The sequence below is a fragment of the Pontiella desulfatans genome, from assembly GCF_900890425.1.
Lineage (GTDB): Bacteria > Verrucomicrobiota > Kiritimatiellia > Kiritimatiellales > Pontiellaceae > Pontiella > Pontiella desulfatans.
In genome coordinates this window covers 548213-560712 of the sequence record NZ_CAAHFG010000004.1, presented here as the reverse complement: position 1 = coordinate 560712, position 12500 = coordinate 548213, and the positions used below count along the sequence as shown (strand labels likewise).

Below are 12500 nucleotides of genomic sequence, written 5' to 3'. Positions count from 1 at the left end.
AACGTCCCCAAATGGCTTCCCCTGAAGCCCCTAATTTACCTGGCTTGATTTGCCACAAAGAGGCTCAAAAATCACGAAGACCCGGGCTGCTTTGCCTTTGTGTTTTTTGTGCCTCTTCGTGGCTATTTCCCTTTTAGTCCAGCTCGACTTCAATGGAGTAGAAACCGCTGCCTTCCACACGATGCACGGTGTCGGTGTAGCTGTTCCGCGGATGGCGCAGGTTGCTTTCCACATGCTGGAATCCATTGGTCATGCTTTCCTTCCACTGGACGGAATAAACGCGACCGGTCACCGATTCCCAGTTGAGCACAAATGCCCCATTGGTCGATGTGTTGACCGAATCGACCATGAAACAAGATGCCGGATTGGTTGGATCCATCCCGGCGATGAATTCGGCAAAGTTGTTCTGCCCATCGCCATCGAAATCCTCCCACAAACCGGAGCCGGCGGCGGACTGCGGCAGGTATCCGCCGCGCCACGCCAAATAGGCGTCCAGCGGCATGATCACCGTATTCTCGACCACCTCGAGGTTGTCCATGCCATAGAAGTCGGACGCCACCTCCAGCGATACCAGATCCGTGAACTCGGCCGGAAAGACGAAGGTTTCAAAGTCGGCGTCTCCGCCCGGCCCATCCATGGCCCCATCGGTCGAGAAGGTCACGCTGACCTCGCCGCCATCCGCTTTGTTGCCCTTGAAGGCTACGGGGGCGGGATAGTCAAACGACATGCTGTATTCCGAGAGGTCAATCCGCAGTACGCTAAACGTTGCCCCGTTGGTCGGCGCAATCACCAGCGGCGAACCGCCCGCCGTGTTGAAAAGCAGGAAGCCGGTTCCATTGTCGGCCACGCCAGACCGACCGCTATCGTAGTGGTACATGTAGTTCGGAATGGCGAAGCCATAGCCCTTTTCGCCGTATCCCAGGATCGTCGCCCCATCATTGGGAACCGGAGCGGGATCGAAGGTAATCACCTTTTGCTCATTCGTTGCACTCACGATGTAGACATTCGCGCCCAGGGTTGCGCTCGCGGTTTTGTTCGTGTCGGCATCGGGCACACAGGTCAGCACGGCGGCATTCGTCCCGATCCGCTGGGCATTGAACCAGACCGGGAGGTGTACGGTCTGCCCCGCCTGGACAAGCGTGTTGGTGATGGGCAGCACGAAGTAGGGATTGTCGCACGCCAGCTGCACCCCGACCTCGTTTGTCGCGCTGTTCACCACGGCCAGCGCGTTGGTTGCCAGGAGTCCAACCTCCAGCGATCCAAAGTCCAAATGCCCCGGGAGCAGCGTAATGCCGCCGCCAATCACATCCATGGAAACGGGAACGGGATTGGTCGGCGAGAACGCATCGTTGCAGATGATCTGCAAAACATCCTCCAAATGCTCCCCCGCGTTCAAACCATTCGCATTGAACGTGACCGCAACCTCAACACTGCCACCCGGCGGAACGGTTCCGGAAGCCGGCTCGACCGTGAGCCAAGGATCGTCGCCGCCATCATCTTTTTCCTCATAGAGATCGGCAACCTCGGTGGCGGACAGTGCCCGGTTGTAGATTTGGATATCGTCGATGATTCCATGGAAGAGATTATCCGCGCCGCGGCTATCTCTTCCAATGTTCATTTCCATGCTCGTCGATGCATTCGGCACCGGCATACCTGGATGCTGGGAATCCAGGACACCATCCACGTAGAAGCTGATGGTTCCAGAGGCAACTTCGTAGGTCATGACCGAATGATGCCAGGTCGATTGAGGTATTATCGCATTCCCCGTACAATACGGATCGCTCCCCGAGGATACAAAGTATCTTAATTTCCCAGGGATACCCCCACCAAAGGTTTGACCGGTGATCCCATACATCCATCCCTCCTGTTGGGTGGGATAGGGATTCCGCTTCGCCAGCAGCGTATTAAGGGAGGAGGGATTACTCGCCGATTCATTAAACCATGCGCTTATGGAAAAATCGGTATTGCTCAACCGAAGATCAACATGGTCGGCCACTGCAATGTAGTCATCCGTCCCATCGAACAAATAGGCACTGTTGGGATTACCGAAGCGGTCGGCAGTCAACGTTGCGCCATTGACCGCTCCATCATGCCCATTCCCCGATTCATCGCTGGCATTGCCGTTGAAGGGATAGTGAGCGACGAGGCCTTCATCCGGTGGATTGGTTTCACCTCCGCCGACAAGCGCGAATGAAATATCGTCGAGGGCGAAACTGTTGCCGAACGGGAGGAACGGCGGGATTACCATGGTATCGACAACACTGAGCGTTACCGTTCCAGAGTTCGTAGTCATCCATTCGGCAGCAAATGGTTTCCACGTGTGGTTTTCCGTGGCGACCGAGCCGATGGAAGCCCCATCGATCCGGAAGTCGAGTGTTGCCAGGTATAGATCGGACAAACCAGCCGTCCATGCGGAGAAATCGTAGGTCTCGCCGGCGACCACCGCAACGTCTTGCTGCCAAACCACCGTATTTGCGGCAGAGCTTCCCGTGGCCATCAGCATCTGGCCAGCTCCCGAGGTGTGATCCTTCATCGTTGTGGCAAAGCTTCCATTCCAGGCAAGCGAATCGTCGGCCACCGTATAGATTCCTTTCGCCGCCGAATTGCTGGCCGGTGTATAGACATAGGCGGATTTAAATCCGACATTCCCTCCCTCGAAATCCCCATTGACAACCAGGTTCGCATCAATAGCAATAGAAGAAGGTTGCGGTGCGTTGTAGAGTTGAGCAACTTCAGATGCATTCAATGCCCGATCATAAATCTGCACATCATCAAGCAATCCATCAAAGAACTGCCTACCGGAACTGTTATTCCGGTCTCCGATCCGAATGGGAATATTGTATTGGCTTGCCAACCCAACAGAAGTGTTTGTAGCCATGGCCTGCCCATCGACGTAAAGTAGAGATCGATTCGCCTCCAAAATACCGCAAACATGGTGCCATTCCCCATCATGGAGGTTTACATCGACCACCGCTTGTTGAAGACTGTCAATCTGGTTACAGAAACCAAAACTTACTTGCGATGCGTTGACAAAAAACTGCCATTGTCCCGGCAACCAAATCCCGCTGGGTTTTTTACTGACCAGAATTTGATACCTGGGATTCGAAGAATTCATCCAGGCCGAAACAGTAAAGGTCGTACTTGCCGTTCCCAGACTATTGCCCAACTCAATATAGTCATCAACTCCGTCGAAACCATAGGCGCTGTCGGCATTACCGTTGCGATCCGCGGCCAAAGCTGCGCCAACAACGGTTCCATTAAATCCATTGCCTGTTTCATCGAGGGCATTTCCGTTAAACGGATAATCAGCAACCAAGCCTTCGATCGGAGCATTGGTCACAGCTCCGCCGCCAGACAGTACCCCAGGAATCTCGAACTCGAGGTCGGCGTTGCCGGCGTTGGAGACGACCAGGGTGCGGGTAACCGCTGCGTCCACCTCCACCCAGGTGTTGGTGAGGGCTGCCGGCGTGATCGAAACCAGTGAACCGAGGACGTTGAAGACGGTGCTGGTTCCGCGCATGCCGAGGCCATCCTCGACGAACAGTTGAACCTTGTTGGCGATGCGGCCAAAGGCGATTTCCGCACTGATCACTCCACCAACGGCATTGGTTGCGAGCGATGGATCGACGGGCACCGCACCTTCGTCGCCGGATGCCGTCAGGTTGAGGGTTTCGGCATAATCAACAACCACGAACCCATCGATGGTCTTGGCCGTGACGCTGAGAGCAACCGGAGTGGCCACATCGAGGTCTCCCTCCGGCAAACCGACTTCTAGATGGTGCACATCGTTGTCGGCAATGTTGAGGGATTTTTGGGCCGGCACATAACCGGGTGCCTCGGCCAACAACGAAACCTGCTGTGTACCGTCGGTTTCGGCATCGTCGATCACCACGATATCGAACGGCGCGGAATTGGTTCCGGCGGGCACTGTAACGAACATGGGGACGCCGATTTCGTAGGGATCGGAAGCGGTGAGCAGGACGTTTACATCGACGGGCGTGGTTCCCGTAAGGGTGACGGTTCCGGCGTTGGTGGCAATACCGTCGCCCTCGCTCAGCGAGGCCGGCAACTGCAGGCCGATGCCCGTTGTTTCATTATCGAACACGAAGACAAAGGCCTGGACAGAGGTCCAGTTTTCCACCCGCGCCTCAATGGTCGCGGTTTGCACGCCGTCGATTATGGCGTTGTCGACCACGGGCAGGGAAAAGGAAACGAACGTTTGCCCGGTCGGCACCACGATGCTTGCCCCGCCGATCTTGCCGGGGTTGTTGGAAACCAGTTCAACCACAATGTTGGTATCGGGGGCACGATCGAGCTGGAGCACGCCGGAAATGGTGCCGGCTCCCTCGAACGTGGTCTGGGGCAACGACAGGGTCATCGCCGCCGTCTCGTTGTCGTGTATGATCATCTGATGAACGGCCGCCTGGTAGCCGGGGGACGTCGCCCGCACGGTTATGGGCTGGGTTCCGTCCAATCGGGCATCGTCGAGGACCCACGCGCTGAACACCGCGTTCGATTCCCCGGCAGGAACAACGACGGCATTGGTGGGAACGGCCAGTGCGGTTGGGGCATCGCTCGACAAAGCCACGGGGGTGTCCACATAGGCGGGATGGCGCAGCTGGAGTTGCCCAATCAGCTCGCCATCGCCTTCGGTCGCCGCTACGGGCAGATCGACCCGCACGTACAAGCCCGTAATCATGTTGCCGAAATTAAGGTTGGTTACGATGCTACCGGAATCCAGATCCAGCGAGTGCAGGCCACCCGCCGTGGGATAGCTCAGGGTTAGGCGCAGCACCGTCGAGCCCAAGTTGGCCACATAACTCGACGGGGTTGCCTGGAAGGATATGGATTGATCCGCAAGCCAACCATTCAACATCGATTGTTCCAAAACCACATCCGTTGTAGAAACCGACATCTGGGTCCCCCCGCTAACAAAAAGATTTCCGAGCGACTGGCCATCGGCAACCAGTCCCAGATATTCGGAACTGCTATTCAGGTCGGCGATGGCATAAACCGACAGCATGCCATCGCCGGAAGCGGGCGGAAGTTTGGTGAAACCGAAACTAAGAATGTTGGGCGCATAGCAGCTGTTCAACCGGGAAAGCGTATTGCTGTAGTCGGCCTCCCCGGTTCCTCCGGGAAAGGTCTGCATCCAATCCGCGGGAACAACCTCCCCGATCATCCGGTTGCCGGAGGGAACCAGCAGCGAGTAGCTGCCGGAAGCGTCCGTCAGGTCGAATGGTTCCTCGTCATCCAGCCTCAGGTTGGTGTTCAAGTCCGCATAGATCGTCCAGTTTTCCAGGGGCGGCTCCTCGGCATCCCAGATGCCGTTGGTGTTCAGGTCCAGCCATTTGTAACCATTTACTTCGGAAGGCTCCCCGGGGCCGGCAACCGACACGGTTCCCTCGGTGTAGAGTTTTGAAAGTTCCCAAGTCAAGTCCGGTGGCAGCTCCGGGAGCACGACCGAGTCGAACTGGCCGGATACCTGGCCGGAAATTGAGAGTATTTTCACCGAATACCCATCGGCAGGAACAAAACCATCGGAAAGCTCCAGCGCCAGATCCCCACCGAGTTCCGCAATGCCCGAAACAATCAACTGGCTGCTCTTCAAAGGATCGGGCGCACAGGTCAGCTGCAGATCCGCGCCTGAGACCTGGGTGTAGTTCCCTCCGCAATAGAGCTTCGCTTCCTCGCCCAGCAAAATCCTGGATTGGTTGCGGTTGAAGATAAACCCAACCACATCCATCACCCCGCCGTCTTCGAGCCGCACCGTATTGCCCGAACCACCGGAATCGGTCACGTTCGTATGGGTGTCGGACCACTGGCAACCCAGGTACAGATGCCAAGCAACATCAACCTTCGACCCCGCACCGGTAACCACTACCTTGTTGTTCGCCGCGCCACTCCTGCGCCCGACCAGCATGGAAACGTCGGCAAAGACATATCCGCCATTGGTGACAATGAGGCTGTTGAAGGAGCTGTTGTTGCCAATCGCGACATAGTTCGCATCCCATAGCGAACCGGCTCCATCGACAACGAGCGTGTTGTGATCGCTCCCCTGCCAATCCCCGACGGCTGAATAGTAGCCGGATATGGAGCTGTAGAACTTGCCGCCGTCCTCGATTCTCAGGGAGTTGTTCGATCCGTAAAGGCCCACCCGGGTTCCATTGCACCTGATTTCGGAACCCGCCCCGGCAATGACAACCCGGTTGCTGTCGGAAGCGGCATCGTGCCCCACATAGGTATAATAGGCCGTCGAAACCTCTCCGCCGTTGGTGACGACCAGGCCATTCCCGCCCGTATATAGGCCAACCCAAAGGTTCGTGGAAACATTCCAGGCTCCCGAGACCGTCACTATACCCTGGTTCTCAATCGGGTTGGACTGCGCAAAACCTGCTGAACAAAACGTGAAAACGACCAACGCGCAAAGCGATGGCATAACGCCGAATTTCCCCACCATAACAACCCCCATTGTTTGATATACAAAGAATTTGAAAAGTTTATGGCACGGGAACAGATGATGCGTCGATAAAAAAACCCGGGGTATAAAATTAGTATTTTATACTACTCCACGGACAGTTCCGCCGAATCCACCGCATTGGTGAACGCCTCGGGATTGTCGCGCATTTCAACGAGCTCAAGCAGGCCGTGAAGCTGCTTGCGGCGCATGATGGCGTGGGCGGTTTCGCCCTTGGCGTTGGGGATGTGCACGCTGGCGCCGGCACGGATGAGGTAGCGGGCGGTTTGGTAGTCGCGCGAAAGGATGGTCTCGTGCATCAGCGTCTCGCCGTTGGCCAAAATGAAATCGACATCCGCGCCGGCCCCGATCAGCAGGTCGGCGGTCTCGAACGAATGGCCCTTGAGCGCATGGTCGAGCGGAACCCGGCCGCCTTCATCGTACAGGCCGGCCATGTTGGGCCGCTCGAGGAGGATGGAAACCAGATTGGTATGGCCACCGTTCACGGCAATGTGCAGCGGGGTCATGTGGAAAAAATTGAATTGGCGCGGGTCGCCCCCGCGTTCGAGCAACAGCCGGCTGCCCTCGGCGCTGCGTTTGCGCACCGAACGGTGGAGCGGCGACTCGCCCCGCCGGTCGAAGGCATTCACATCGGCCCGGTGATCCAGCAGGAGTGCGGCCATTTCCAGATCGTCCGCCTCGACCACCCGCATGAGCGGGGTGCGGAAGGTTTGGTCGCGTGCATCCACCTGGGCCCCGGCCTCGAGCAAAACCTTAACGGCGTCAACCAGCCGCTTGGCCACGGCATGGTGGATGGGCGGAACGCCCTTGGCATCCGGCTTGTCCGGATCGAAGCCCGCATTCAGCAGGGCATTGAGCATGGGAAGGTTTTCGAGCGAGGCCACGACTATATTCATCCCGTCCTGCTCCAGCCCCTCCCGGGATGCCCCGTTGGCCAGCAGCAGGGCGACCGCTTCGGGGTGGTTTTCCCGGAAGGCCACCTGCAAAAGCGTTCCGCCGTTTTTCCCTTCGGGTTTTTCCAGCAGGGCCGGATCGGCCAGGATTCGTGCTTCCAGCATCGGGAGATCGTTCCCGCGCAGCAGGGCAAATTCGCCTTCGACGGCTTTCGCATATTTATTCAGGGCAATGCCCCCCGCCACAAGCACCCCGGCAAACAGCAGTAGTTTCACCGCCCACCAAGGAAAGTGGCCCCGCGCGCCCGGATTATGGTGGCCGGGATCCATCACGCGCCGGGCGGCCAGATAGGACACCAGCAACCCCAGCCAGGCCAATGCCAACGCCCCCGTCACGGTGGCCGAAAGCAGGAAATTGGCCCGGTCGCTTTCAAATTCGATCCGCGTCCAGAAATGCCAGGTCGCCAGTGCGCCGAGGGCAACGCCGGTTGCCGCCAACTTCAACGAAAGCTTAAGCCGCTCCTTAACAATGAATAAATCCGCCATAGCCGAGCTTTGTACAAAAGACGCGGCATTCCTGCAATCCCCGTTTCGATTGCCCTTAATTCCCGCTTGCGTTTTGTGCGTCGATTCCCATTATGTCCGCTTCATTTTCAACCACTTCAACTGAAAGGAATTAAACATGTCTGTGAAGAAAGTTGCCCTGCTTACCGCCGGCGGACTGGCCCCCTGCCTTTCCACCGCAATCGGTCGCCTCATCGAGCGCTACACCGAAGTTTCCCCCGAAACCGAAATCATCGCCTACGTGGGTGGCTACAAAGGCCTGCTCCAGGGCAACTCGATCAAGATCAACGGCGAGATCCGCGAAAACGCGGCCGTCCTCTACAAGCACGGCGGAAGCCCGATCGGCAACAGCCGCGTCAAACTCACCAACGTCAAGGACTGCGAAAAACGCGGCCTCGTGCAACCCGGCGAAAACCCGCTGGAGGTTGCGGCCAACCAGCTCGTCAAGGATGGCGTCGACGTCCTCCACACCATCGGTGGCGACGACACCAACACCACCGCCGCCGACCTCGCGGCGTTCCTGGCCGAAAACAACTACAAGCTGATCGTCGTTGGCCTGCCGAAGACCATCGACAACGATGTCTTCCCGATCAAGCAGAGCCTTGGCGCCTGGACGGCCGCCGAAGAGGGCGCCAAATATTTCTCCAACGTCGTCGCCGAGCACAACGCCAACCCGCGCATGCTCATCATCCACGAAGTCATGGGCCGCAACTGCGGATGGCTCACCGCCTACACCGCCAAGGTCTACCACGAAAACCTCGAGGAACTCGACTTCCTGCCGAACATCGGCCTCTCCAAGGAGCGCAAGGATGTCCACGCCATCTTCGTTCCGGAAATGGAAATCGACATCGCCGCCGAAGCCGCCCGCCTCGGGCAGGTGATGGACGATGTCGACAACGTGAACATCTTCATCTCCGAAGGGGCCGGCGTGGATGCCATCATCAGGGAAATGGAAGCCGCCGGCGAAGAAGTCCCGCGCGATGCCTTCGGCCACGTCAAGCTCGACGCCGTCAATCCCGGCGCCTGGTTCGGCAAACAGTTCGCCAAGCTGCTCGGTGCCGAAAAGGTGCTCATCCAGAAGTCCGGCTACTTTGCCCGGGCCGCCGCCTCCAACGCGGCCGACCTCAAGCTCATCAAGGATTGCTGCGACAAGGCCGTTGAATCCGCGATGGAAGGCATCGGCGGCGTGGTTGGCCACGACGAGGATAAGAACGACGAGCTGCGCGCCTGCGAGTTCCCGCGCATTGCCGGCGGCAAGCCGTTCGACATCGACGAGCCCTGGTTCGGCGAGCTCCTCGCCGACATCGGCCAGGCCAAAGGCGCCAAGGTGGAAGTCAGCCACTAGGCGTGAAAAGTGACGAGTGAGGCGTGATCCATTTCACGGCTCACGTTTCACGAATCACTCGTCAGAAAAGCGTCCCATTCGGGGCGCTTTTTATGTTTAATGGCATCATGAACTTTGAACAGACCCTCCAATCCTGTCCAACGATCCTGATGGAAGCCGCCATCGCGGAGCGGGTGCGCCGCGCGCATCCCGACCTGCTGCATCCCAGGCTTGCCACCTCCCTGCTGACCCAAACCCTGGAAGGGCGCGATATACTGCGCGGGTTTGTTCGCGAATACATCGCCATTGCCAAAGAAGCCGGCCTGCCAATCGTTCTGGGTACGCCGACCTGGCGGGTTGATAAACTGCGTTGTACCGAGGAAAACATCGCAACCGATCTCAATGCAGCGGCCGTTCAGTTTGAAATGGAATTCAAACAGGACTATGCCAGCGTCCTCATCGCCGGGCAGCTCGGCTGCAAAAACGACTGTTATCAACCCGAGGAAGCCATCACCACCTCCGAAGCCTACGACTTCCACGCCTGGCAGATCGAGCGGCTGACCGAAGCCGACTTTCTATACGCCGTCACCCTTCCGGAGGTTGGCGAAGCCCTCGGCATTGCCCAGGCCATGGCCGCAACCGGAAAGCCCTACATCATCAGCTTCGTCATCGGAAAAGACGGTTGCATCCTTGATGGAACAACCCTTGAGGAAGCCATTTCAAGGATCGATGCGGAAACCAACCGGTCGCCCATCGGCTATGGCGTCAACTGCTGCTATCCCTCATTTCTCCAGGCATCGGAACTTTCCGGGGATGCCGCCAAGCGCCTGCTTTCCATACAAGCCAACGCTTCGTCGCTTTCCCACGACGAGCTCGAAGGCGCGGGAACGGTTAAAGCCGATCCGGTTGAAGATTGGAGTCGTTGCATGCACAACCTGCACCGAACAGCAGGAATCAAAATGCTCGGGGGATGTTGCGGCACAACCGGTGAACACTTGAAGGCACTGGTATGGGATTCCAGCTCGAACACAAAATGAAAACCGCCCTCCCCCCGTCTATGGTGATTGCCAAAAAAAGAGAGGCTTGGACCGAAATCCAAGCCTCTTAAATTGGGGTGAAAGACGGGATTTCAGTTTCCACCGCATTGATTCTGCCAGAAATAGCCATTTTTAAAGGGGTTTTTGCTATTTCTAAAACCTCGGTACATATTTGAATTTAGGGGTATTCACTTCGCTGGACTAGACCCACATGTTGTGGTACACACGTTTCATGGAAGCGTATCCAAAGGATCTGGAAGAATTGGAACTGAACTTTTCAAGTGAAGAAGCATGTCGCGACTATCTTGCATCATTGCGATGGCCGAACGGCTTCCTTTGCCCGGCCTGTGGCCATGGGGAGTCGTGGCGACTGGCAGACGGCCTTTTCAAGTGCAAGAAGTGCAGTCGTAAAACATCTGTAACCTCGGGTACGATCTTTGAGGGCACCCGCAAACCGCTGGCGTCCTGGTTCAGGGCGATCTGGTGGGTGACAAGCCAGAAGAACGGAGCCAGCGCCCTGGGACTGATGCGCGTTCTCGGCCTCGGAAGCTACAAGACCGCATGGACGTGGCTGCACAAGCTCCGCCGGGCGATGGTACGTCCGGGACGGGAAAGACTGACCGGAACCGTGCAGGTGGATGAAACCTTCATAGGCGGCACAAGGCCCGGGAAACGGGGGCGCGGAGCCGAAGGCAAGACCCTTGTGCTGATCGTGGCGCAGGAGAATGGTAAGGCCGTCGGTCGCATTCGCCTTGTAAAAATACCCGATGCCTCATCCAAAAGTCTTGAAGGGGCCATCCGAGAAACAGTTGATCCGGGTACGCAGGTGAAGACGGACGGGTGGAAGGGGTACAATGGTTTGGGAGCTTTGGGCTACGACCATAAAGTCGTTCGGAAATCCGAGGATGTTGGCGCGAACCTGCTCCCCCTTTGCCATCGAGTCGCCAGTTTGCTTAAGCGGTGGCTTGGCGGAACACATCAGGGCGCAGTAAGTCACGAGCATTTGGCATACTATCTCGACGAATACACGTTCCGCTTCAACCGGCGCACTTCCCGCTCGCGGGGAATGCTGTTTTACCGTCTGCTACAAAATGCAGTCGCTATGGAACCCGTTCGGTTCAAGGAAATATCCCTGTCGGTCAGGGGAAGAAACCACAAGATACAGACTTAGTCCAGCGAAGTGAATACCCCTATTTGAATTTAGCGGTTTTTGTACCACGAGACGTACCAATTATCAAGGGGGTTTCCTGCCTAAGCTGAAGTAATGTTGTGAACAGAGGTCAGATAGGCAATAGATCACGCCCAATAGAGTCAGAGTAGTTTTCGCCGCACATATTCGGTCAGACTTAGCCCACTATCTTTTGCATCCTGCTGAATCTTCGCTTTCTCTGCTTCAGTAAACCGAACGGGAAGCATTATTCGCTTACGTTCAGGATCAGTCAGAGACGGTCTGCCCCGTTTTTTAGGTTTGTCCATATCATCTCAATTATTTGTATATACAATAAAGCTTGCATTTCGCCTATATATTGTATATACATATATTCACATGAGACGACAAGCCCAAATAGACCAAGGAGCATCTATCCCAATGACTACAAATCATGTCCAGAAGATCGCCATTTACGCCCGCACATCCACTTCTGACGGCAAACAGAATGTAGAAACCCAGCTATCCCTATTGCGTCAGTATTGTTCCCAAAGAGGCTTTGAGATCCATAAGGAATACGTTGATCAGATGTCCGGATCATCAGACAAGAGACCTGAATATCTCGCCCTTTTGGCAGATGCCAAGAAACGTCATTTTTCAGCGGTGATTGTGTATCGCTTCGACAGGTTTGCACGAAGCACAAAGATGCTCATCGAAGGCTTGGAAGAATTCGATCACCTCGGAATCGACTTCATCAGCTACAGCGAAAATATCGATACCAGTTCCCCGATGGGTAAATGCATGTTCCAGATCATCTCTGCATTTGCTGAATTGGAGAAATCAGTCATTCGGGAGCGTGTAATGAGCGGTCTTGATCGTGCCCGCAAGGAAGGTAAGACTCTGGGACGACCTCGTGTGGGATTCGATGTCTCCAAGGCTCTCAAGCTTCGTGAAGAAGGTCTTGGGGTTAGACGGATTGCCAAACAGCTTGGGGTGTCTTACGGGACTGTCTATCGGACTTTGAAGGATATTCCTCAAATTCAGATGGCAGGATGAC

Annotated in this window: 7 protein-coding genes; 4 read left to right on the top strand and 3 right to left on the bottom strand. The window is 56.4% G+C overall.

Annotated elements, in window-relative coordinates:
• Positions 1–133: 133 nt before the first annotated feature.
• A complete protein-coding gene (locus E9954_RS27900; protein WP_168442651.1) occupies positions 134–6460 on the bottom strand; it encodes a LamG domain-containing protein in 6327 nt (2108 codons plus the stop codon).
• Between the two features lie 104 nt (positions 6461–6564).
• Positions 6565–7536: an ankyrin repeat domain-containing protein gene (locus E9954_RS27895; RefSeq protein WP_407947780.1), complete on the bottom strand. Its 972-nt coding sequence runs from the start codon at positions 7534–7536 to the stop codon at positions 6565–6567.
• Positions 7537–8053: 517 nt separating this feature from the next.
• Between E9954_RS27895 and E9954_RS27890 the strand changes: the two genes are divergently transcribed.
• The 3 genes from E9954_RS27890 (at position 8054) to E9954_RS27880 (ending at position 11467) form a co-directional block, all read left to right on the top strand.
• Positions 8054–9280, top strand: a complete 1227-nt coding sequence (locus E9954_RS27890; RefSeq protein WP_136082579.1) for a pyrophosphate--fructose-6-phosphate 1-phosphotransferase — start codon at positions 8054–8056, stop codon at positions 9278–9280.
• Positions 9281–9372: 92 nt separating this feature from the next.
• On the top strand, positions 9373–10296 hold the full coding sequence (locus E9954_RS27885; RefSeq protein WP_136082578.1) for a homocysteine S-methyltransferase family protein: 924 nt from the start codon (positions 9373–9375) through the stop codon (positions 10294–10296).
• Between the two features lie 232 nt (positions 10297–10528).
• Positions 10529–11467, top strand: a complete 939-nt coding sequence (locus E9954_RS27880; RefSeq protein WP_136077625.1) for an IS1595 family transposase — start codon at positions 10529–10531, stop codon at positions 11465–11467.
• A gap of 140 nt (positions 11468–11607) precedes the next feature.
• On the opposite strand, the gene E9954_RS33975 is transcribed toward E9954_RS27880, so the two are convergent.
• The gene (locus tag E9954_RS33975; protein WP_407947779.1) at positions 11608–11712 is read right to left on the bottom strand and encodes a plasmid mobilization protein; all 105 of its coding nucleotides are present in this window, start codon (positions 11710–11712) and stop codon (positions 11608–11610) included.
• Between the two features lie 172 nt (positions 11713–11884).
• Between E9954_RS33975 and E9954_RS27875 the strand changes: the two genes are divergently transcribed.
• Positions 11885–12499, top strand: coding sequence for a recombinase family protein (locus tag E9954_RS27875; RefSeq protein ID WP_168442650.1), 615 nt, complete (start codon positions 11885–11887; stop codon positions 12497–12499).
• The last annotated feature ends 1 nt before the right edge of the window (position 12500 follow it).

Bases quoted from the DNA above. Each gene is read 5' to 3' on its own strand.
- E9954_RS27900 (WP_168442651.1), bottom strand. From the start codon at position 6,460: ATGGTGGGGAAATTCGGCGTTATGCCATCGCTTTGCGCGTTGGTCGTT.
- E9954_RS27895 (WP_407947780.1), bottom strand. From the start codon at position 7,536: ATGCTGGAAGCACGAATCCTGGCCGATCCGGCCCTGCTGGAAAAACCC.
- E9954_RS27885 (WP_136082578.1), top strand. From the start codon at position 9,373: ATGTTTAATGGCATCATGAACTTTGAACAGACCCTCCAATCCTGTCCA.
- E9954_RS27880 (WP_136077625.1), top strand. From the start codon at position 10,529: ATGGAAGCGTATCCAAAGGATCTGGAAGAATTGGAACTGAACTTTTCA.
- E9954_RS33975 (WP_407947779.1), bottom strand. From the start codon at position 11,712: ATGCTTCCCGTTCGGTTTACTGAAGCAGAGAAAGCGAAGATTCAGCAG.
- E9954_RS27875 (WP_168442650.1), top strand. From the start codon at position 11,885: ATGACTACAAATCATGTCCAGAAGATCGCCATTTACGCCCGCACATCC.
- E9954_RS27890 (WP_136082579.1), top strand. From the start codon at position 8,054: ATGTCTGTGAAGAAAGTTGCCCTGCTTACCGCCGGCGGACTGGCCCCC.